This is a genomic window from Streptomyces sp. EDA2-14, assembly GCF_054963755.1.
This window is the reverse complement of the sequence record NZ_JBUEGE010000001.1, coordinates 149,567-171,863: the sequence shown is the minus strand read 5'-3', so window position 1 is coordinate 171,863 and position 22,297 is coordinate 149,567. Positions and strand designations below refer to the sequence as shown.

The 22,297-nt window shown below is 68.0% G+C and carries 14 protein-coding genes; 7 read left to right on the top strand and 7 right to left on the bottom strand.

Annotation, left to right across the window (positions count from 1 at the left end; all coding sequences use genetic code 11):
* Positions 1-23: 23 nt before the first annotated feature.
* From ACY34M_RS00755 to ACY34M_RS00725, 7 genes are all read right to left on the bottom strand, one after another.
* Entirely contained in the window at positions 24-1,478 is a 1,455-nt protein-coding gene (locus tag ACY34M_RS00755) for a choice-of-anchor A family protein (RefSeq protein ID WP_462719066.1), read from the bottom strand.
* A 115-nt stretch (positions 1,479-1,593) separates the two neighbouring features.
* Positions 1,594-2,451, bottom strand: coding sequence for a fumarylacetoacetate hydrolase family protein (locus ACY34M_RS00750; protein WP_462719065.1), 858 nt, complete (start codon positions 2,449-2,451; stop codon positions 1,594-1,596).
* A gap of 134 nt (positions 2,452-2,585) precedes the next feature.
* Positions 2,586-3,347: a YidC/Oxa1 family membrane protein insertase gene (locus ACY34M_RS00745; protein ID WP_462719064.1), complete on the bottom strand. Its 762-nt coding sequence runs from the start codon at positions 3,345-3,347 to the stop codon at positions 2,586-2,588.
* 81 nt (positions 3,348-3,428) lie between these two features.
* Positions 3,429-3,746, bottom strand: a complete 318-nt coding sequence (locus ACY34M_RS00740) for a DUF6412 domain-containing protein (protein WP_462719063.1) — start codon at positions 3,744-3,746, stop codon at positions 3,429-3,431.
* Between the two features lie 70 nt (positions 3,747-3,816).
* Entirely contained in the window at positions 3,817-5,352 is a 1,536-nt protein-coding gene (locus ACY34M_RS00735) for a sodium:solute symporter family protein (RefSeq protein WP_462719062.1), read from the bottom strand.
* On the bottom strand, positions 5,345-5,551 hold the full coding sequence (locus ACY34M_RS00730; protein ID WP_462719061.1) for a DUF3311 domain-containing protein: 207 nt from the start codon (positions 5,549-5,551) through the stop codon (positions 5,345-5,347). The genes ACY34M_RS00735 and ACY34M_RS00730 overlap by 8 nt, the downstream gene beginning before the upstream one ends.
* Positions 5,552-5,581: 30 nt before the next feature.
* Complete coding sequence (locus tag ACY34M_RS00725; protein WP_462719060.1) at positions 5,582-6,391, bottom strand: class E sortase; 810 nt, start codon at positions 6,389-6,391, stop codon at positions 5,582-5,584.
* A 168-nt stretch (positions 6,392-6,559) separates the two neighbouring features.
* Between ACY34M_RS00725 and ACY34M_RS00720 the strand changes: the two genes are divergently transcribed.
* From ACY34M_RS00720 to ACY34M_RS00690, 7 genes are all read left to right on the top strand, one after another.
* Positions 6,560-7,624: an SEC-C domain-containing protein gene (locus ACY34M_RS00720; protein ID WP_462719059.1), complete on the top strand. Its 1,065-nt coding sequence runs from the start codon at positions 6,560-6,562 to the stop codon at positions 7,622-7,624.
* Positions 7,625-7,656: 32 nt separating this feature from the next.
* Positions 7,657-8,079 (top strand): very short patch repair endonuclease, encoded by a 423-nt coding sequence (locus ACY34M_RS00715; protein WP_462719058.1) that lies wholly within the window; start codon positions 7,657-7,659, stop codon positions 8,077-8,079.
* Between the two features lie 170 nt (positions 8,080-8,249).
* A complete protein-coding gene (locus ACY34M_RS00710; RefSeq protein ID WP_462719057.1) occupies positions 8,250-9,830 on the top strand; it encodes an ATP-binding protein in 1,581 nt (526 codons plus the stop codon).
* A 140-nt stretch (positions 9,831-9,970) separates the two neighbouring features.
* Positions 9,971-12,889, top strand: a complete 2,919-nt coding sequence (locus tag ACY34M_RS00705) for a Z1 domain-containing protein (protein ID WP_462719215.1) — start codon at positions 9,971-9,973, stop codon at positions 12,887-12,889.
* Positions 12,890-13,597: 708 nt separating this feature from the next.
* Positions 13,598-15,742, top strand: coding sequence for a hypothetical protein (locus ACY34M_RS00700; protein ID WP_462719056.1), 2,145 nt, complete (start codon positions 13,598-13,600; stop codon positions 15,740-15,742).
* Positions 15,729-16,670 carry a hypothetical protein gene (locus ACY34M_RS00695; RefSeq protein WP_462719055.1) on the top strand — a complete coding sequence of 314 codons (942 nt, stop codon included), beginning with the start codon at positions 15,729-15,731 and terminating at the stop codon, positions 16,668-16,670. The genes ACY34M_RS00700 and ACY34M_RS00695 overlap by 14 nt, the downstream gene beginning before the upstream one ends.
* Entirely contained in the window at positions 16,667-22,273 is a 5,607-nt protein-coding gene (locus ACY34M_RS00690) for a DEAD/DEAH box helicase (protein WP_462719054.1), read from the top strand. The genes ACY34M_RS00695 and ACY34M_RS00690 overlap by 4 nt, the downstream gene beginning before the upstream one ends.
* Positions 22,274-22,297: the final 24 nt, after the last annotated feature.

Here is a 22,297-nt window from a genome sequence, read left to right as displayed (position 1 = left end):
ATGCCGGTGCGCGGGCCCCGGGTTCAGCCGCGGATGCCGACCCGCCGCCGCCTGCGCGTCAGGTAGACGGCGCCCGCGCCCGTCGCCGCGGTGATCGCCGCGATCGAGCCGAGCACGGCGGCGCCCTCGGAGGACGCGCCGGTGTCGGCGAGGTGGCCCCCGCCGCCACCCGTGCCGCCTGTACCGCCCGTGTCTCCTGTTCCCCCTGTGGTGCCGCCGTTGTCACCGCCGCCGGTGGGCGGTGCCGGGGTGGAATCGGAGGGGGTGGGGGTCGCGGTGGTGTCGCTCGGCGTGGGCGTGGGGGTGAGGCCGGTGTCGCTGGGGGTCGGCGTGGGCGTGGTGGTGTCCGTGGGCGTCGGCGTGGGAGTGGTGGTCTCCGGGTTCGGGTCCGGGTCCGGGGGCGGGGACACCGATTCGTTCGATCCGCACTTCGGCAGGTCGCCCGTGAACGGGTAGGCGTGGATCTCCTGGCCCCCGCCGCCGCCCGCCGCCGAGGTGTGGGTCAGCGAACCCGCCGTGTAGAAGCGGCCGTTGAACCCGGACATGGTCATCGTCGTCGTGCTCGACGGGTTGCCGACCAGCGCGCTGCCGGAGAACTGGGTGCCGCCCGCGAACTCCACGCTGCTCGCGTCCGGGAAGTTCCACAGCAGCCGCTCCCGCAGCTCCGCCGGGAGCAGGTTCTCGTACGTGTTGATCTTCCGTGCGTCGCCGTAGGCGTTGACGAGGACGGTGGCCCCGGCCGGGATGTTGTCGAACCGGAAGCCGCCCATGCCGCCGCCCATGGCCGCCACGTCGAAGTCGATGTCGAAGATCTGGAGCGGGGAGCTGCCGTCGCCGGTGAAGACGGTGGTCTGCCCGTCGGTGGCGGCGGTGCCGGTCGGGGTGCGGCGCATGCCGTTCTCGTACGCGTAGCACTGGCTGGCGTCGGTGAGCTGCTTGCGCAGGTCCTTGTACGGGGCCGCGGCGTCGGGATCGTGGACGGACTTCGACTCGACGGTGCCGTCGAGCGCGGCCGCGTAGCGTGCGACCCCGGACACCGAGGCGTCCTCGACGGCGACCCGCTCCCCCGCCGCGACGGAGAGGTCGCCGCCGGTGGTGAGGAAGTCGGTGCCGTCGTCCGGCGGCACGCGCGAGCCGACGCCCGCGACGCCCACGTTGTAGATCTGTGAGACGCCGGGGTCCTTGTCCTGGTCGAAGTCGCCGAGGGTGACGACCTTGCCCTCGGCCTCGGCGGCGCTCCCACGGACGCGGAAGTCGCCGCCGACGAAGACGTTGATGTTGTTGTCCCGGCCGGCCGGGGCGCCATTGTTCGGATCGGGATACGTGTCGGGGCAGTTGCTCCCCAGGCAGGGCCCGAGGCCACCCGGCAGCGGTTCGGCGTACACGGGTCCGGCGGCGGCCCCCACGACGAGGATCGCGGAGGCGAGCGCCCCGACCGGGAGCCGGGACGCGGACAGAGCGGTGCGAAAAGTACCCATAGTGGCACTATGAGAAGACTTTTCCGCGGCTCCCGGCAGACACGCGCCCCGCGAGGCCGAGGGCACCCCGATCGGGGGTGCCCACGACCTGGCGCCCTCGGCGCGCGGGGAGCGCCTACGCCCCCTTGAGCTCCTGCCGCTGCCGGCCGAGCCCGTCGATCTCCAGCTCCACCACGTCGCCGGCCCGCAGATACGGCTTCGGCTCGGGCTGCCCCATGGCGACACCCGCGGGCGTACCGGTGTTGATGACGTCACCGGGGTACAGCGTCATGAACCGGCTCACGTAGCGGACGACCTCGGCGACCGGGAAGATCTGGTCGGCCGTGCTGCCGTCCTGCTTCAGCTCCCCGTTCACCCACAGCTTGAGGCCGAGCGCCTGCGGGTCCGCCACCTCGTCGGCGGTGACCAGCCACGGGCCGAGCGGGTTGAACGTCTCGCAGTTCTTGCCCTTGTCCCAGGTGCCGCCGCGCTCGATCTGGAACTCGCGCTCGGACACGTCGTGCGCGACCGCGTACCCGGCGACGCAGCGCAGCGCCTCCTCGTGGGACTCGACGTAGCGGGCCGTGCGCCCGATGACGACGGCCAGCTCCACCTCCCAGTCGGTCTTCACCGAGCCGCGCGGCACGAGCACCGTGTCGTCGGGCCCGACGACCGTGTCGGCCGCCTTGAAGAACACGACCGGCTCGGCGGGCGGCTCGGCGCCGGTCTCCGCCGCGTGGTCGTGGTAGTTCAGCCCGATGCACACGACCTTGCCGATCCGGGCCACCGGCGGGCCGATGCGCAGCCCCGCCGCGTCGAGCACGGGGAGCTCCCCGGACGCGGCCGCGGTCCGTACGCGCTCGATCGCGGCGTCGTCCGCGAGCAGCGCCCCGTCGACGTCCGTGACGAGTTCCGACAGGTCGCGCAGGGTTCCCTCGGCGTCGAGCAGCGCGGGGCGCTCGGCTCCGGCGGGACCGACTCGCAGCAGCTTCATGGTGTAACTCCCTCTGCAGTAGGAGGAGCCTCCACGGCCCGGTGCGGCGTGCAGCCATCGGAGGACTGGTCGATCCTCCAAGGAGAACGTCCAGTCCGCAATACCCCGTTCACGGACTGGACCCGGACCGCTGCTCAGAGTGCGGGCGCGGCCTGCCCGGCGGCGTACGGCATGTCCCGGTAGAGCACGGCCCGCTCGATCGAGCTCCACGTCGTCGACGTGACGACGTACAGCGCGGCGGCCAGCGGCACGAAGGCCACCGTGAACAGGGTGAAGAACGACATCAGCGGCATGTACTTGCCCATCGCCGCCATGCCGGGGATCTGCGGCTGCTCCCCGTCGGGCTTCGGGGCCTGCGCCATCTGCCGCTTGGTCCGCCGATAGTTGAAGGTCGCCACGGCGGCGACGAGCGCGAACAGCGCCACGTAGACCAGCCCCTGGTCCCCGAAGAGCCCGCCGTGCGCGAGCGCGTCGTGGAACCGGCCGCCGAGCGGGGCCCCGCCGAGGGTGTGACCGAGCAGGGCGTTGGGCTCACCGCCGATGCTGCGGTTGGAGAACAGGTGGTAGAGCAGGAAGAACGCCGGCATCTGGCAGAGCATCGGCAGGCAGCCGGTCAGCGGGGAGACCTTCTCCTCGCGGTGCAGCTCCATGATCGCCTTCTGCATCGCCTCGGGGTTCTTCTTGTGCTTCTTGCGCAGTTCGGCGATGCGCGGCTGGAGCTTGGCGCGCTCGCGCTGCCCGCGCGCCGCCGCCCGCGACAGGGGGTGGACGAGGAGACGTACGAACGCGGTGAACAGGACGATCGCCGCGGCCGTGGCCGAGGCGTTCAGAAACGGCTGGAGCAGGTCGGCGATGTGCTCGACCAGACCGGCGAAAACGGACATGAACGACGACATGGGTGAGCCCTCCGGGGGTCTCGTCGTGCCTGACATCAAGAAGAGGTGTGTCGGCGTGACGGACTACGAACCGGGGAGGGTTCAGCAGGCCGTCGGGACGGGACGGCCGGGTGCTCGGGGCCTGGGACGCCCTGAGGCGTCGGGATCGCGCTGCGGCAGGAACGCGGTGCGCCGCTCGCGGTCGCGGATGGCGGTGCGCACACGGGTCGGCGCCACGGCGGGCGCGGAGCGCGCGGCCAGCACGGCGCTGGCGGCGAGCGCGGAGCCCGCGGCGGCGGTCGCGGCGAGCGCGACGGCGCCGACGAGGCTGCCGGTGTCGACGAGCGCGGAGCCGAGGAGGACGAAGAGCAGCAGGGCGACGGGCCGCAGCAGTACGGGCCCGCTGGACGTGCGTGCCATGCGCCTGCCTCCTCTCCCGCTCCTGCTTCTCAGCCCTCTGTGGCTTCCTGCCAGTTATACAGGCTGCTGCTCACACCGCGGGAGCGGAGGCCTGGTCGTCCGCGCGCGGGTCGCCGACCGGGTCCCGCGCGAGCACGACCTCGTCCGGCCGCTCGTCGCGGTCGGCGGGACGCGCGTACGTCACGGCCAGCGTCACGACGAGATTGGCGGCGAGCGCGACGATCCCGGCGTTCACCCCGAACACGGGATCGCGCCCGGTGAACACGAGCCCGCACACGACGCCCACTCCCACCACAAGCCCGCTCAACGCCCCCACGAGGCTCAGCCGTCGCCACACCAGGCCGACGAGCAGCATCGGGACGAGCTGCGCCATCCCCTCGTACGAGATGAGGGAGAGCCGTACGAGGGTGTTGGGCGCGGCGTACGTGAGGACGAGGGCGAGCGAGCCGGCCACGACGACCACGACCTGCGACCCGGCCTTCTGCGCCCGCGACGCACCCTCCGAGGATCCCCGCCACCGCGGCACGAGCGACATGACACTGCTCCCCCACATCGTCCCGATGACCAGCATGAACACGGCCATCGGCACGATCGACGACAGCGCGGCCGCGACCCCGACGATCCCGACGACCCACGCGGGGAGCGAATCGACGACGAGCTTGAACAGCGCCAGGTTCGAATCGGCCCCGGTGAGCCCCGGCACGACGAACAGGGCCGCCATCCCGAGCAGCATCGGCACGAACAGCAGCACGTTGTAGGCGGGCAGCCACATGGCGTTGCGCCGCAGCGCGTCGGCGCTGCGGGCGCCGAGGTACCCGGCGACGGTGGTCGGGAAGATGACGACGGTGAGCGCGTTCAGGAAGGTCGTGGTGGCGAACCAGCCTTCGCCGTAGGGCGACCCACCGCTGCCGGGCAGGGTCAGCCAGGCGCTCTTCTCCTCGACGAGCCGGTCGAGGAACGCCCCGTAGCCGTCGAAGTAGTGCAGCGGCACGTAGAAGGCGAGAAAGGCGAGGGTGACGATGACGAGCAGGTCCTTCATCACGGACACCCACGCGCTGCCGCGCAGTCCGCTCACCACGACGAAGAGGGTGGTGACGGCGAAGCCGACGAAGTAGGCCCAGTTGAGGCTGACGGCACCGTAGGAGATCGTCGAGACGACGACGCCCATGCCCGTGATCTGCAACTGGATGTACGGGAGCAGGAAGACGGTGACGAGGATGGCGACCGCGGCGCCGAGCCAGGGCCTGCGGTACCGGTGGGCCACCATGTCCGTGATGCTGACGAGCCCGTGCTGCCGGGCGTACGACCAGAGCAGCGGCCCCACGACGTAGCCGATGGCGTACCCGCACGACATGTAGGCGACGACGTACAGGACGGGGGCGCCGTAGTTGTACCCCCAGCCGGCGGCGCCGAGGTACGAGAAGCTGGTGTACCCCTCCCCGGCCATCAGCACCCAGACGAACACGGCGCCCAGCGACCGCCCGCCCACGGACCACTCCGCGAGCCCGCCGCCGCTGCCCCTGCCGCGTACGGCGAGCAGTCCGAGCGCGACGGTGGCGACCATGAAGACGCCGAACAGGGTGGTGGCGACGGCGGCGTCACTCATCGCGGGCCCCCTTGAGCCGCTGGTCGCCGCGCCAGGTCAGCCAGGCGGCGACGGGCGTCACCAGCGTGGCCCCCAACAGCCACACGAACAGGAACGGCAGCCCGAACACGACGGGTTCGACGCGGTTCACGAAGGGCAGCGCGCCGATGTAGAGCACGAAGGGGACGAGGAGCCAGAGCAGATGGGGCCGTTTGATCACGAAACGGCAGCTTAACGGGGGTGTCGGGCGCTACCGGGGACGCATGGCGGTGAGCTTCCCCCACACCACGAGCCGGTACTTGGACGTGAATTCGGGCGTACAGGTGGTGAGGGTGATGTAGTACCCGGGCTCGCCGTACCCGGCGCCCGGCACGACGCGGCTCCGCGGCACGGGGTTGATCACGCCTCCGTCGGCGGCCGACGTCTGCGCGAGCGTCTTGTCGACGACGTACGTGTACGAGGCGGACTTCGTCCGCACCGTGAGGGTGTCACCGCGGCGCAGCCGGTTGATGTACCGGAACGGTTCGCCGTGCGTGTTCCGGTGTCCGGCCAGCGCGAAGTTCCCGGGGCGGCCGGGCTGGGCGGTGTCCGGGTAGTGGCCCACGTAGCCCTGATTGAGGACGGCGGACTTGCTGATGCCCTGGGCCACGGGGGCGCGCAGGCCGAGGCGGGGGATGCCGAGGATGGCGTAGGCCTGGTCCCAGTCGGGCTGGGGGGCGGGTTTGGCGGGGCGGGTGGTGGAGGGGGCGTCGGTGGGGTCGGCGGTACCGGCGGCGGGTTCGGCGTCCTCGCCGGATCCGCCGGCCCCCGTGGATCCGGTGGCCCCTGTGTCCGGGCCGTCCCCCCACTGGTGTTCGAGCGCCTGCACCTGCCGGTCGGCGCCGGCCCTGGCCTCCCGGTTGGTCCACCACAGCTGATGCACGACGAGCAGCAGTACGACGACGCCGAGGGTGACGGCGGCCTCGGCCCCGTTCCACAGCACGCGCCGCACGGAGGACCGCCGCGAGGCTCCTTGAGCCACGACGGCGGGCCGGTCGGTACGCAGACGCTGCGACAGCACGCGCGCAAGATAGATCGCGGGGCGCGAAGTCACCAGAGGCAGAGCGGGGTGGGATGAGGCGGGCCGAGGTGGTGTGGGGCTGCGGACGTGCGCTCGGGCGTGCGCCCGGGTGTCCGCGACCCGATCGGGCGGGTCCCCGCGCAAGGTTCCGGCAGTACGGTGTCCACCATGCGCCCCGACACCCCTGCCACGCCCGCCGAGAACGCCGAGAACGCGGAGGCCGCCGAGGCCGACCGCGCGAACCACGTCGCGGAAGCCGAGCGCCTGGAGCGCACGGCGGCGATGTATCCGGAGGACGCGGAGCACCTGCTCCTCCAGGCCGCGGCCCATTACGAACTGGCCGAGTCCCGCGACCGCGCGACGACTCTCTACGACAACCTGCTGTCCGCCGAGTCGCCCCAGTCGCCCGCCCTGATCCGCGCGCTCAAGGCGGCGAACCTGTGGGAGTACGGCCACGAGGCGGAGGCACGGGCGATCATCACGGGTGTCCGCACGGCGGCCCCGCGCGACCCGGCGCCGTGGGTGATCGTGGCGGAGTCCCTCGAAGCCCACGACGAGCTGGAACAGGCCCACGAGACGTTCACGGAGGGCCTCGAACTCCTGGTCCCGGCGTCGGAGCAGGAGGCGGGGGTCCCGCTGGCGAAGCACCCCTTGCTCCTCGGCCGCCACCGCGTGCGCCGCATGCTCGGGATGGAGCACGACACGTGGGACGCCCTGGCCGACCAGGCCAACCGCACGTCGGTCTCCCTCGACGAACTCCACGACCCGAAGCGCACCTGGGCGCTCGGCTCCGAGAACCCGGCGGAACTCCAGGCCGAGATCTCCCGCCTCCGCGCGGAGTTGGGCACGTACAGGGAGGCCCTCTCCCGCCCCTTCCCGGTGGCGGTCCTGCACTGGCCGGCATCCGAGTACACGGAACTCCTCGCGGCGTACCCGGCCCTGTCCGCCGAATACCCCTCCTACGAGTCCCACTTGACGTCGACGGAGACGTCCCTGCGGGAACTGGCGGCGTCCGGCACGCAGAACCTCGGCATCGTCACGGGCACGGTCCCGTCCTACGAAGCGTTCGCCGCCTCGGAGGCGTCCTCCCCGAACGAAGCGTCGCTGCTCCCGCAGTACGCGACGACGCTGGCGGCGCGCGGCCTGGCGACGGCGTGGCCTCCGGCAAGTGGGGCGGAGTGCTGGTGCGGGTCGGGCAACACGTACGGGACGTGCCACGGCACCGGCCGCTGAACGGCACCGCCGCTGAGGAGACAGCCGCCCCCATGCCCCACCCCATCCCGTCCAGCGCCGCCGTCTCGGCACGCATGAGCCGCCAGGGCTCCCGCGACACCGCCCCCGAGGTCGCGGTCCGCCGCCTCCTGCACGCCGCGGGCCTGCGCTACCGCCTGAACGTCCCGGTCCCCGGCATGCCGCGGCGCACCATCGACATCACCTTCGGCAAGGACAAGATCGCCGTCTTCATGGACGGCTGCTTCTGGCACGGCTGCCCGAAACACGCGACGAAGCCGAAGTCCAACGCCGAGTGGTGGCGCACCAAACTCGACAAAAACATGTCCCGCGACCTGGAAACCACGCACCACCTGGAGGAGGCGGGGTGGACGGTGTTGCGGTTCTGGGAGCACGAGGATCCGGTGGACGTGGCGCGGACGATCACGGAGACAAGAGGCGACCACAGCACCGCCTGAGGCCCCGCCCCGCCCCTTCCCGGGGCGGCGTTACACATCTGGGACTTTCGCCCCACACATTCCGGGAACCACTTCTCTTCACAACTCGTGCACATTAGCGGCAGAATTGACCAGCTGAACTGGCATGTCCGTGCAAGCCGGAGATGCCCCGCCCGCACGAGGAAAACTGCATGCCGCCCTATCAGCCGTCCACGGACTGGCAGTTCGACATACCCACGAGTGGAAGCAAGCGGCTTCCACCGGCCGCCCGGTCGTTCGAGTCCCTCGCACATCAGGGCTACGGCTTCGAGGCCGCCATCGCCGACCTGATCGACAACTCGATCGACGCCGGAGCGCGGAACGTCGTCGTGAGCTTCCTGCGGGACACGGGCGAGCGCGGCGGCCGTGACCGGCTCGTCGGGCTCCTCGTCATCGACGACGGCACGGGCATGGACGACGCGGACCTGGACACCGCGATGACCGTCGGCGGCCGCGAGACCTACGCGGCCGGGGCCCTCGGCCACTTCGGCGCCGGCCTCAAGGCCGCCTCGCTGTCGCACGCCGACGCGCTCACCGTCATCAGCCGCACCAAGCGCAGCCCCTCGACGGGCCGCCGCTGGCTCACCGCCAGCGCGCGGGCCGACTTCAGCTGCGACATCGTCGACCCGGCGTACTGCCAGAGCCTCGTGGACCGCTACGACGGGATCATCGGCTGGCACGGCACGATCGTGCGCTGGGACCGGGTGCGCGCCTTCGAGACCATCACCGACGGGCAGACCGACCGCTACCTGAACGACGCGATCGAGCGCCTGGAGACCCACCTCGGTCTCTACCTCCACCGCTTCCTGGCCCGCGAGGGCTTCCACATCGACATCGTGGTCGAGGACGTCCACACGCGGGAGGAGCTGGACCACCGGGGCGTGGAGCCCATCGACCCGTTCGGCTACCGCGTTCCGGGCCGCGCGGGTTTCCCCCGTACGTACACGGCGCCGGTCGAGGGCGTCGGCGACGTGGCGCTCACCGCGCACATCTGGTCCCCGAAGTCCCCGCTCGTCGCCTACCGCGGCATCGGCCCGCTCGCCGAACGCCAGGGCTTCTACCTCTACCGCAACGACCGGCTCGTCCAGGCGGGCGGCTGGAACGACACGCGCAGCGCGGAGGGCCACCTCGCCCTGGCCCGCATCGCCGTGGACCTCCCCGCGGAACCGAACGACGTCTTCGCCCTCACCGTCAAGAAGGACGGCGTCCAGGTCACCCCGGCCTTCGCCCGCGGCCTGGAGAAGGCGACGGACCCGGCGACCGGCCACACCTTCGCGGCCTACGTCCAGGAGGCGGAGGCCACCTACCGTGAGGCGGCCCGCCGGCGCACGGAGGTCAGGCGCAAGGACGTCATCCCGCCAGGAAAGGGCATCGACCCGAAGCTGAAGCGCACGCTGCGGGACGAACTGCCGCAGTTGGAGGGCGAGGAGCCAATCACCTTCGCGTGGGCGAAGCTGGACGTGCCGATGGGCGCGAACTCCGACGACCTGCTCTTCACGGTCGACCACAAGGACCGCCGCATCGTCCTCAACAAGGACTACCGGCACGCCTTCACCGTGGGCCGCAAGGTCGGCTCGAACGACGCCCCGGTCCTCAAGAGCCTCCTCTACCTGATGCTCAACGAGATCTTCCAGAAGGAGCGGACCTCCGCGAACCAGACCGACAAGGTCGCGCTGTGGAACAGCGTCCTCGTCGCGGCGGCCCGCGCGGAACTCGATCGCGCCGACGTCTAGTCACCCCACCTCGCCGTGCCCTGCTGTGCCCTGCCGTGCCCTCACGAAGAGAACTCCGAGAGAACACCGAACACGTGACTGTCGAGAACACCTCCGCCCCCGACCACCTCGCCGACCTGCACGGGGAGGTGCTGGCCGCGATGAGCCGCCGGGGCCCCAAGCACTTCGCCAAGCTGGCCTTCGTCCTCGCCGACGCCGACGAACCGGCCGACACCGACCTGTCGCACTTCCGCGACCGCATCGCGCACGCGGGCCCCGGCGACGAACTGCTCACCGTGTGGAGCAGGCAGCTCACCGAATGGGACGCGGCCGCCGCTCCGCCGTGGACCGACACCGCGCCGCGCACCGACGAACGCCGAGCGGCCGTCCACGACAAGCTCGCCTTCGGCGGCGACCTGCGCAAGGCGCTCGACGCGGCCGTGCCCGTCCACAAGGAGCCGGGCCCCGTCACCATCAGCCGGGAGTACGAGCCCTGGTACACGCGGGAGCTGGCCGCGAACCGCTCCTTCTACTGGAAGTCGTACGAGAACCTGCTCCGCCGCAAGGGCTGGTCCGACGCCGCGGTCTCCGGCCTCGACGAGGCCGCCCACGCGGTCGTCGAGCGTCTGGCCTGCCCGAGCCGCGAGGACGCGTACGGCGCGCGCGGCCTGGTGGTCGGCTACGTACAGTCGGGAAAGACCGCCAACTTCACCGGTGTGACGGCGAAGGCGATCGACGCTGGCTACCGCCTCGTGATCGTCCTGGGCGGCACCCTCAACCTCCTACGCGGCCAGACCCAGCGCCGCCTCGACATGGAGCTGATCGGCCAAGAGAACATCCTGGGCGCGGCCGACCCGAACGACCCGGACGCGCTCGTCGACATCGACTACCAGGACGACGAGGACTGGCCCGCCAAGTTCGTCTCGTTCGGCGCCCGCCCCTCCACCCTCGGCGCCTTCGACATCGAACGCCTCACGTCCCGCGACAAGGACTACATGTCTCTTGAACGCGGCATCAGCGCCCTGGAGTTCGAGAAGCCCGACCGCTCGCGCCCGCTCCACGACCCGGCGAACCTGCACGCGTCCCGCGCCCGCGTCATGGTCGTGAAGAAGAACAAGTCGGTGTTGGAGAAGCTGGTCAAGGACCTCAAGAAGATAGGCCCGATCCTCGGCGAGATCCCAGCCCTGATCATCGACGACGAGTCGGACCAGGCCTCGGTCAACACGACGGACCCGAAGAAGTGGGAGGCGGGCAAGGTCACCCGCACGGCCATCAACGGCCAGATCAGCGCGCTGCTGCGGCTCCTGCCCCGCGCCCAGTACGTCGGCTACACGGCGACGCCGTTCGCCAACGTCTTCGTCGATCCGGGCGACGAGGAGGACATCTTCCCGCGCGACTTCCTGATCTCCCTCCCTCGCCCGACCGGCTACATGGGCGTCCAGGACTTCCACGACCTGGACGCCGTGGACGACGACGAGACCGAAGCGGGCGCGGGACCGGCCGAGGCGGCGCACGTCCGCGGCGTCTACGACTCCACGGGCGACCGCCTCCAGGAAGCGATGGACGCCTTCGTCCTCACGGGAGCCCTGAAGCTCTATCGCGCGGCCCACGGCATACCGGAAGACGGCTTCCGCCACCACACGATGCTCGTCCACGAGTCGGTCCGGATGGCCGAGCACGCGGCCCTCGCCCTGCGCATCAGCACGATGTGGCACAACGCCGCGTACACGGGCACCGCGGGCCACGCCCGCCTCTCGTCACTCTTCGACAAGGACTTCCACACCTACGCGGACGGAACGCTGCCCAACCCGGCGACGTACGCGGACCTGAAGCCGTACGTCTCCCGAGCCCGCCAGCTCATCAACACGGGCGGCTCCCCGGTGATCGTCGTCAACGGTGACAGCGAACGCGACTACGCCCAGCCCGACCTGGACTTCGACCGCACCCCGAACGTCTGGAAGATCCTCGTCGGCGGCACGAAACTCTCCCGTGGCTTCACGGTCGAGGGCCTGACGATCACGTACTACCGCCGCACGACCCAACAGGCCGACACCCTCATGCAGATGGGCCGCTGGTTCGGCTTCCGCCCCGGGTATCGGGACCTGGTGCGTCTCTACATCGGCCGCGAGGAATCCCTGGGCCGGGGCCGCACCGCCAAGACGGTCGACCTCTACGAAGCCTTCGAAGCGATCTGCCGCGACGAGGAACTCTTCCGCGCCGAACTGGCCCGCTACGCCCCCTTGGTGGACGGCCGCCCCCAGGTCACCCCATCCCAGATCCCACCCCTGGTCGCCCAACACCTCCCGTGGGTAAAGCCGTCGGCGCGAGGCAAGATGTTCAACGCGGTGCTGGACGAATTCCGATCCCACGGCACATGGGTGGAACCCACGGCGTATCCGAAAGATCCGGCAGACCTCGGCGCCAATACGGAGACATGGCTGCCCGCCTTGAGGACGCTCGACGGCGAGCCGGTGACCCTGAGCTGCACGCTGGAGAAGACCAGCCGCGTCGATACCTACCAAGCCCTCTTGGGAACCCTCCGGCACAACGACCTGCTCAGAATCCTGTGTGATCTGCGCTGGCTGGAACCAGATCAGTTCTCCCCGCATCTTCGAGCGTTGTTGGGCGCAGGAGACGCGCCCGCCACAATCGACGACTGGCTGATCATTGCACCGCAGCAGACATCCGACCGCCGCAGAGAAGGGACCGTTTTCGGCTCACGGCCCCTGTCCATAGCCCGCCGTACCCGACGCGGCGGAGGTGACTTCTTCGGCGCGATCAGCGAACCGCAACACCGCAGCGCCGCGCAGCGCGTAGCCGGCGTGGCGGGCTTCGGCAACGACGTCGTTGAGTCCTTGGTCCGCGATCGTAGAGGGGCCGTCGTCCTGTACCCGGTGATCGAGGACGAGGCCTGTCTTTCTACCGACGGGACGGTCGACCCCCGGCACCTGGTCATGGCGTTCGCCTTCGTCGCACCAGCTCCGGCGGATGGCGTAGCCAGGGCCTATCCACGCTTCCGTACTCGGGACAACACTCGACGCGGCTCCGCGATCGTTGACCATGAGGGCGGCGCGCGATAACAGACTGGAGCCATGCACCAGCGCCACTGCATCGACGGAACATCCTGGGAGAAGGCCCCTTCTCCCTGTTCCGCCGAACCCGACAGGCCGGGAAGTCTTCATTCGGCCGCACCTCCGTCCTCCAACACCGTTTTTTCGCAGATCAGTTGATCGCAAACGCGGGAACGGAAGCAGGTCCAGCCACCTCTGAGACTCTGCATGCGGGTACCCACCGCGGCGTAGTGCTGCTGTACCCAGAAGTCGAGGCGCAGATGGGCGACGAGGGGCAAGGAGCTGCCACCGGAGGCCAGGCCGATCCGACGCGAACCATCATCGCGTTCACGGTGATCCCGCCCAAGGCAGCCATCGACCAAGCGACAGCTCGTCCGCTTCCAGACCAAGGACTCCACACGTCCGGACGCGGCTATCGTCGACGCCCCCTGACAAGCACTTTCAGACCGCAGGCAACATGCTAGCCAACTGCTGTGCATACTCCAAGAGGAGAGACAACTCAACACTAAGCATGAGACCTTCGAACTTCTCTCACATGAATCCCCTTAAGCGTCCACCCCTGAACGCTACGGGCACAACCAAAACCATGGCCACACGTGTCCATGTGTATGACAATGGGTATGCCTCCGCGCGCGCTCCCTGTACGAAGAATCACCAATTAGTCCCAGCGAGCACGCCCCCCCCCCACGCTTGGCACCTGACAACGGAACCGTGGGCATGGATATTCAGATGAGGCAAGCGTACGACCAGTGGCACGAAGTGCTGTCCGAAGAGTTCTTCGGCGCCGCTCACGCGCTGCAGAACACAGTCCTGTACGTCGACGACGAGGTAGAACGAGAACTCGCCGAACGGCACGGCATCGAGACTCCGCTCGCCGATGCCGTCTCCGGCCAGATGTACTGGGAGAGATCGGACCGAGCTCTCCTCTCTCGCATCGTGTACCGGTGCCATCTCTGGTCCGCGGGGGGATGTGTTGGCGCGCCCCCAAGTCTTCCAGTGCTCGCAGCCTCCGTTCTCGCAGCCACACGGATGGCTACGTCCGACGGTATGCGCCGTACGAACTACCGCGGCCGCTGGTACCAGTTGTTCGGTGCATCCCAGGAAGGGCACAAAGCTAACCGGCTCAACCATGCACTGGACGACGTAGCCGCCATGTGGGAGGAACTGGACTCCTGGCTCGACGACGCCGGGGGTCTGTACGGATCCAGCACGGTGAGCACAAACAGCATCTTCTGGCGTGTCGGCTACCCCGTCTCCCAGGCTCTGGTCCGCAGGTCGGACCGCCAGGTACTCACCCGGTTCTTCGCGACAACACGGCTTCGCCCCCGTAACTCAACTGGTGTACCTGGACGGGAACTTCTTCGCCGCCTCATCGCGTGGAGCGCTGGACGCGGGCGTCAGCTCTCCCCGCGCTTCATGGACGAGCTGGACCTTGCCTCCCACGATGGCAAGGATGGTCAAAACATCGACCTTGCCGCCCTCCTTGAGCGCCTCGCTGCGGACTGGGACGGCACTCTCCACGAGCCTGAACGAGATCACCGGCGCCGGGCGGTGGGCCTGCGCCTCGCAGTAACCGAGCGGGGCCGGCGCTTGGAATGGCTCGCAGACACAGCTGAGGGAATCGACGAAACGACAGTCCAAGTCCACGGCGGTCGAACCTTCACCCTACGGTCCGACTACGGCGGCGTGTACACCGGGCTGGAGACTCTAGAGCCGTCTGAGCCTCAACTCCGTCTCGGTTTGCGCCTCGAAGGAAACGACCTAGTCATCGAATGGGTCCCCCAGGAAGTCGTCCTGCTACGTATGCATCCCGACCTCGGAGAATGGGCCAGTACGGAGTACTTCGAACCCGGCGAACAGCACTGGATACTTGCCTCCTCGTCCGAGTCTTCTCAGGTTCGAACGATGCTCAGTTCCCTCGGGTCCAAGACGATCCGGGAGTCTCCCGCACCCGTTCCAGGGTGGGTGCTCTTCAAAGGCGTCCGCGCAGTCGACGCCTCCGCATTCACCAGAACTCTGGACTCAAAGAGCGAACACGTTCACGTCCTGCAGCCTCAGGTACGGCAGGACACAAAGCTCGTCGGCGGATTACGCATCATGCGCGAGTACCGGTCGGGATCTGGCGTGGCCGGTCATTATCTCCGCGGCGGTGAGCCGGACTTGCTGCTTCCGGATGCGCAGACAGCTGACGGGAGGGTTGAGGTAACACTGGACGGTCACACGTCGAAACTGCGGGACGATCCGCGGGTGCCTTTCCCTCTCACCTGCCTGGCACTCGAAGAGGGAAAGCACCAAGTCGGCACTGCATCGAGCAGCCACGTTTTCACCGTCCATGACGGACTTCACGAAGGCCTGCCGGAAGGCACTGGCAGCCTCGGCTACCAGTGCGGCCGCACTGCAGCCCCTCAAGCCAGTGCCGTTCAGGACGGGGAGACGTGCCTCAAAGGGGCTTCCGCGCCATCCACGGTCGAGGTCCCACGGTCGTTGATCGTGAGGAACGAGGTCCTGGAAGCGTTCTTCCTCGACCCCTATGGCGGCACCGTGCCGGTGCGAAGCCAGAGGGCACCAGCATGGCTCACAAGACGTGTGCCCGAAGCCGCCGGAGAGGCCTCCCTGGAAGCCGAAGTCCCGCACAGATCAGTGTGGTTCGTCTACAGGACGCCCCAGCGCTGGTGGGTGAGGCTGCTTGGCACCGACGTCCCCACCCCCGACGTCTCAAGAGACGCATACGAATGGGCGTACATCGTGTGCCGTGCCAACGCCGGGGGCAGATGCGGGGCGCAGGGCTGGTCCCGGTACGTGGCGGCCGCCGAAGCTGTCATGAACGAGCACGACAGGGGGTCGTGTGATGGAGACCGGTGATCTGCTGCTCCGGTGGCTGAGCGAAGAGGGTGCCGGCCAACTGAGCGAAGTGAAGCAGGGGTTGTGGTGGCTCGGCACCAAGGAGTGCCCCGAGATCGGCCCTGGCGCCCCGGGCCGCTGGCTGCGTGATGCGGTCTCTCTTGCCTACATGGACATTGACTGGAACGAGCGCCGATGGTCGGCCGCACCCCCCGTGCTGACGCCTCTGCCCAGAGCACAGGGGCTGGCCGTGCTCACCGGCAGCCGCACTACCGCCTTCGTCCGGCACCTGACCGAGTTCGAGAAAGACGGCCTCGTGAAACTGTACCGGGCTCCCTCGGAGAGGCCTCCCCAGGACATACCGCTCCCAGGTTCACTCCTCGTCCAATTCAGCGAAGAGAGCGAACTAAGCGAACTTGCCGCCGATTTGGGAGCCACTTACGCCACTTGTTTCGCCTACCAGGGCGCGGCGCTCCTTCCTGACAACACCCTCAGGGAACGAACGTCAGCACCCGAGTTCGGAACGCCTTTGGAGCAGTACAACTTCGGCCGTTGTCAGTACGTCCCGGTCCGCCGCCCTCAGACCGACGGCTTGTACCGGCTCAAGCGAAGAGACAGCAAACGAGTCTGCCAAGTCCTGCACGATGGCGCTTGGTACGAGACCTCCCACGAACACGGCGTCTACGCAGTACTCGCCACCCAGAGCACCACCGCCAACGTCTTGCGGTGGCGACCTGAAGAAGACTCCGGCCGCGACCGCATCGGCACACTCTTCGTGGACTGGGGCTACCCGCTCCCGGATCTGCAGCGAAGAGTGGCCGCGATGTGCTCCGGTCTCGCCCCGCGAATCAACGCAGGGGCGGAGAATCTCGCGTACGACAACGTCCCCGAAGTCGTCGCCATGAAGATTGCACGCTCGCTCGGACAGAACCTCGGAGACCAGCAGTGAATGATGTCGCCACGCAGCAGTCGTCAACCTCGCAGCCTCCGGAACTGGACGTTCTCGGATCCTTCGAGCATCTGAAGGATGCGCTCTTCCGGTACTACGACACACCGTTTGGTCTCGCCGACAAGCAGCTCCAGGAAGAGCGCCGACTCCTTTTCGACCGCGACGGCGGAGTCTGGCGGCGTCCGCTGATCGAGGTGCGACCTCAATACGTCTCCTCCGGTATGAGCATCGCCGAATCTGTCAGGACCGCTGGGGCTCATCCGGACCTCGCTGAACTGACCGAGCTAGGTCTCCTCAACGGGGTGCCGTCGCTGTACGAGCACCAGCATCGTGCACTCACCGCAGCCGTACGAGATCTGCGCGACGTGGTCGTTACCGCCGGCACAGGATCCGGCAAGACTGAGTCGTTCCTCCTGCCGATCCTCGCGGACCTCGTGCGCGAATCCGAGTTGTGGCCAGCGACATCCCTTCCGGTGAACAGGTGGTGGGCCACACCCGATGGAGAGTTCCAGGCTCAGCGCCTAGGCGAGCAGGGACGGCACGCTGCGGTGCGCGCTCTCGTCCTATACCCGATGAACGCACTCGTCGACGACCAGATGATGCGTCTCCGTAAGGCCTTGGACAGTGACAACGTCCGGGAGTGGCTCGCCCGCCGCCGTCCTGGTCATCGTTTCTACTTCGGCCGGTACACCGGTGCGACCCCTGTCTCCGGAGAGTTCGGCTCGCCTACCGGAGTCCGCACGCTCCGTGGAGAGTTCACCGAAACCGAGAAGCGCTCGCGCAGGGCTCAGAACCTTGACGGCGACGGGCGCTACTTCATCCCCCGTCTCGATGGCGGAGAGATGCGATCCCGCTGGGACATGCTGCAGGCGCCACCGGACATCATGATCACCAACTACAGCATGCTGAACGTCATGCTGATGCGGCCTCGTGAGTCGTCCATCTTCGACAAGACACGCCGCTGGCTTCATGAAGTCGAAGACGCCCGCTTCACATTGGTAGTCGACGAGCTGCACATGTACCGCGGCACCGCGGGCACTGAGATCGCCTACCTGCTGAGAAACCTCCGGCACCGTCTGGGCTTGGACAACAGGCCGGACAAGTTCCGCGTGATCGCGGCGTCAGCCTCACTCGAAGCTCCGCGTGACCTGGATTTCCTGCAAGAATTCTTCGGGGTCGAGCGTGACCGCTTCGAGGTTCTTGGAGGCCAGGTCGTTCTCCCTGCCAACACAGATACAGACATCTCCTCGTTTGCAGGCGAGTTCGTCCAGCTCGGTGAGCGGCCTACACCCACCGAGGCGGACGAACTGCTCGCACGGTCCAAGGCGGGCGACGCACTCACCAACGCTCTGCGGGACGGCGACCGTCTCACCTCGGACTTCGATGGGGCTGTGGCCGACAAGCTCTTTCCGGCGGCCCAGGGCGACGGGCAGCGAACAGCAGCGATGTCTGGTGTTCTCGCCGCACTGCGCAGCACCACACTGCCAAACGTTCCCCGCCTTCGGGGACATCTGTTTTTCCGTAACATCCCTGGAGTCTGGGCTTGTTCGGACCCAGCCTGCCCCGAAGTCGTCCGACAGCCAGACACCGAACGGACCGTGGGGAAGCTCTACTCACGTCCCACGCCTCGCTGTGACTGCGGCTCCAGGGTCCTTGAGCTGCTCTACTGCCAGAACTGCGGGGATGTCTTCCTCGGGGGCTACGCTCCTGAATCGGCTTTCAGGAAGGTCAAGGGCAAGGGGTTCGAAGCCGGGCTGCTCGCTGACCTACCGGACCTCGACTCCCTGCCCGACGGCGCGTCTCTCGGTGCCAGCGCCGCCAACTACATCGTCTACTGGCCTCGAACCCGAATGCCCTCGGTTGACCAACTGGACTGGAGTTCCAGCTCGGACAAGGGCGCCGTGAGTGCCGGATTTGAGTTCAAGAAGAGCGTCTACGATCCCCGGACCGGCATTCTGCGCAACCACCGGAACCACACCGGCTGGTCCTTCCACGTCGGTATCCCGGAGTCCAAGCGCGGCCGCTCCCGCCTCAAGCCCGAGAGTCTTCCTGCTGCACCGACCAAGTGCCCCGGCTGCGGTGACGACTGGGAGATGCGCAAGGCCGGAACTGAGCACCTCAGCCTGAGCGACCCCCGCCGTATGCGCACCCCCGTCAGGTCCATGCGTACTGGTTTCGAGAAGGTCAACCAGGTACTCACCACCGGCATCCTCTCCCAGTTGCCGCGCCGCCAAGCGGTCGTCTTCTCCGACAGCCGCCAGGATGCGGCCAAGCTCTCGGCCGGCCTCGGGCTACGCCACTATCAGGACCTCCTGCGCCTTCTGCTCGCAGACGAGGTCTCCGGGCAGGGCGATCCCGTGGCTGATCTCGCGGCCCTCCAGGGGTTCTTCCGCAAGAACGTGGAGCCGCCCGTCGGCAGGGCAGACGCCAGGGCTGCGCGCGACCGTCTTCGCGCCCGGGACCCCGAAACCTTCGACGCCTGGCAGAAACTGCTGAAGCCGGACGCAGAGGACAGTCTCGACGACCTCGAGGATGCCCCGGCCCCTGAGACCGAAGAGGAGCTGTACGCGCACCTCAGCCGGATCCCGAGCCTGGACAGCCATGCCGCCACTGTCGCTGAGCAGCTCGTTCGCCTCGGGGTCAATCCGGGTGGGCCTAGCGCGTCCCTCCAAACCACCCGCTATCAGCAGGGCTCCCCAGCCTCATCCTGGTCCTCGCTCTACCGGTGGCCCGAAACCCCTGACGGCAAGGTCCGCGACGAGTCGTTGAGCATGCTCAGTGAACGGCAGCGGAACCTCCGGGACGACATCAGGGAATCTCTTACGAGAGAGCTTCTGATGGGCCTGTTCGGCAGCGCGGGACGGGACTTCGAGTCGCTTGGTCTCGGCTGGCTCACCCTGGTGACGGACAAGACATCCCTCGATGCCCCACGCTCCTCAAACGCGGCTCTCGTTCGCGGCAGTCTGCGGGTGCTGGGCCACATGCGCCGGTTCGCTGGTCTGCGCACCGCTTCTGACACGCCGCCCCGGCCGCTGCGTGACTACTGGCAGACGGTCGCCGAGGCTTCCGGAGGCACGGAGGAAGACGTGCGTCTCCAAGCAGAGCAGGCGTGGGGTCAGGCTGTCATCGGATATGTCATCCAGCCCGAGCTGGTTGCCCTCCGATACGGAGAAGGCAAGGCCTGGACGTGTGGCAAGTGCCGACGAAGGCACCTCCACCCAGGAACTGGCGTCTGCACCAAGTGCCAGAGCGTGCTGCCCCACGAGGCCGTCTCCTTCAGTGCTCCTGACGACGACTACTACGCCTGGATGACCAAGAATCACACCGGTAAGTTCCGGCTCAACACCGCAGAGCTCACCGGCCAGACAGACCGGATTGAGGCCCAAGGGCGCCAGGCACGATTCCAGGGCGTCCTTCTCGACGACGCCGAGAGCGCCCTCCCTGACACTTTGGACGTCCTCTCCGTCACCACCACCATGGAGGCTGGTGTCGACATCGGCCCACTCTCCGTCGTGCTGATGGCCAACATGCCGCCTACCCGCTTCAACTACCAGCAGCGGGTTGGCCGCGCCGGCCGTCGGGGTTCGCCCGTCGCTCTGGCCCTGACGGTTTGCCGCGGCCGCAGTCACGACGAGCACTACTTCCAGGACCCGAAACGCATCACAGACGCACCCACCCCAGCGCCCTATCTCTCCACGGAGATGGAAGACATCTACCGCCGGGTGCTGGCCGCAGAAGTTCTGCGCCGGGCCTTCAACGCGGCCCGCGATGCTACCCCCGATGACGCGGTCCTTGACCCGACTCGCAACGTGCATGGACAATTTGGGCTGACCGAAAACTGGTCGGCCATCAGCCTTCAGGTCGAGAAGTGGATTGCTTCCAAGCAAGAAGAGATCCGCGCGCTCGCAGAGGCACTAGCCGTCCACACCCGCGGCGTGAATACTGCCGAGTCCGCCGTCGAGTGGGTCAGGGACAGCCTCATTTCCCGCGTCACCGCTGTCACGGAGTCGTCCCATGGCCATCGCGATCTAAGCCAGCGGCTCGCGGAAGCCGGAACCCTTCCGATGTTCGGATTCCCGACTTCTGCCCGCTATCTCTACACGCGCAAGCCAAACGACTCCTACCCGTGGCCTCCTCCGGGCGTCGTGGACCGCTCGCTCGACATCGCCATCGCTCAGTTCGCACCGGGCGCGGAGACCGTGAAGGACGGAAAGGTACACACCGCACTGGGTGTCGCCGCCTACGAACCAACCGGCAGATTCCCCCGAGCAATACCCGATCCTCTGGGCGAAGCTCGGCGTATTGGGATGTGCCGCGCCTGTGGGCACCTCGACGAAGAGGCGAAGCCCAGGCCTGAGCCCGAGGCGCCTGACGGCACCCAGGAACAGGACATGCCGTGCCCATCGTGCGAGGCCCACGACGGGTCGTACCGCGAGATCCCGCTTCGCCAGCCGGCTGGCTTCTTCACCGGCGGCAAGGCCCGCGACTTCGACGGCAACTTCGCCTGGCGCGCTCGGTCCCTGTCACCACGCACCGCCGCTGACCTAGAGACCGGCGCCCCTCTACGGCACGCCGAGACGGGCCTGGTTGTCCATGCCGGCAAGGGCCACCGCTACGCCGTGAATGACAACAGTGGACGCCTCTTCCACTTCTCTCCGACCAAGTCGACCGGCAACTGGTCTGGAGCCCTCGTCGAGGCTGAAGCAGCGCTGGTCCATGCTCCATGGCTGGCCTCTGATGGGGGTACGGACAGCGGCACCATCAGCACCGCCATCGGCGCTGTTCAGCGCACCGACCTCTTCTTGCTGGGACCCGCGGCCAGTGAACTCCCGGAACAGGGACTTCGCCTCAGCCTTGCCTCTGTCCCGCAGGCTAGCGGTTTTGCGGACGACCGCTCCGGGCGCCGTGCCGCCTGGTACTCGCTCGCAGCACTGCTCCGGGTGGCCGCAGGCGACATTCTGCAGGTCCAGCCAAACGAGATCGCGGCAGGTATTCATGGCGCCGGTTCAGCGCAGAACCGGGCTCGAACCTTCGCCTTCCTCTCCGACACCCTCGACAACGGAGCCGGCTACTGCACCCACCTCGCTGAGCCGAAGGTCTTCCAAGAGCTGATGGACTCCGCCGACCGCATGTTGGAGAAGTTCCGTACAGGCAGTCACGGTACCGAGTGCGGCGGTTCCTGTTACGAGTGTCTTCGCGACTACACGAACATGGCCTACCACTCGCTCCTCGATTGGCGTCTCGCCAAAGACCTGCTTTCCATTCTCCGCGGTAAACCGTCTGAGGCAGGCATCCAGCCCCGGCAAGCTGGCCGGCTCTTGGAGAACTGGGCGAGCGACTTCCCCCCGGAAGATGTTGAGTTCGTCCCGGACCTAGGCGGAGCGGGACCAGCGGTCCTCTTCGAGGAACGCCTTTGGGTCGCCGCAAAGAGCCCCTTCGAAACCGCTGACGCGGGAACGAAGAATCCCCGAACCTCTCGTGTCAGGCAGGCCGCGGCATCAGACGACAGGGGCGTGGCGCCAGTCGTGTTCATCGATGACTTCCTTCTCGACAAGGCACCGCCTCGGGTGAACGCCCTGGTCACCGGGTTCGAGGGGCACTGAAAGCAACAGCTGTACCGGAATCAT

What these genes read in the sequence shown, in the direction of transcription:
- ACY34M_RS00755 (WP_462719066.1), bottom strand. Translation starts at nt 1,478, where the DNA reads ATGGGTACTTTTCGCACCGCTCTGTCCGCGTCCCGGCTCCCGGTCGGG.
- ACY34M_RS00750 (WP_462719065.1), bottom strand. Translation starts at nt 2,451, where the DNA reads ATGAAGCTGCTGCGAGTCGGTCCCGCCGGAGCCGAGCGCCCCGCGCTG.
- ACY34M_RS00745 (WP_462719064.1), bottom strand. Translation starts at nt 3,347, where the DNA reads ATGTCGTCGTTCATGTCCGTTTTCGCCGGTCTGGTCGAGCACATCGCC.
- ACY34M_RS00740 (WP_462719063.1), bottom strand. Translation starts at nt 3,746, where the DNA reads ATGGCACGCACGTCCAGCGGGCCCGTACTGCTGCGGCCCGTCGCCCTG.
- ACY34M_RS00735 (WP_462719062.1), bottom strand. Translation starts at nt 5,352, where the DNA reads ATGAGTGACGCCGCCGTCGCCACCACCCTGTTCGGCGTCTTCATGGTC.
- ACY34M_RS00720 (WP_462719059.1), top strand. Translation starts at nt 6,560, where the DNA reads ATGCGCCCCGACACCCCTGCCACGCCCGCCGAGAACGCCGAGAACGCG.
- ACY34M_RS00715 (WP_462719058.1), top strand. Translation starts at nt 7,657, where the DNA reads ATGCCCCACCCCATCCCGTCCAGCGCCGCCGTCTCGGCACGCATGAGC.
- ACY34M_RS00710 (WP_462719057.1), top strand. Translation starts at nt 8,250, where the DNA reads ATGCCGCCCTATCAGCCGTCCACGGACTGGCAGTTCGACATACCCACG.
- ACY34M_RS00705 (WP_462719215.1), top strand. Translation starts at nt 9,971, where the DNA reads ATGAGCCGCCGGGGCCCCAAGCACTTCGCCAAGCTGGCCTTCGTCCTC.
- ACY34M_RS00700 (WP_462719056.1), top strand. Translation starts at nt 13,598, where the DNA reads ATGGATATTCAGATGAGGCAAGCGTACGACCAGTGGCACGAAGTGCTG.
- ACY34M_RS00695 (WP_462719055.1), top strand. Translation starts at nt 15,729, where the DNA reads ATGGAGACCGGTGATCTGCTGCTCCGGTGGCTGAGCGAAGAGGGTGCC.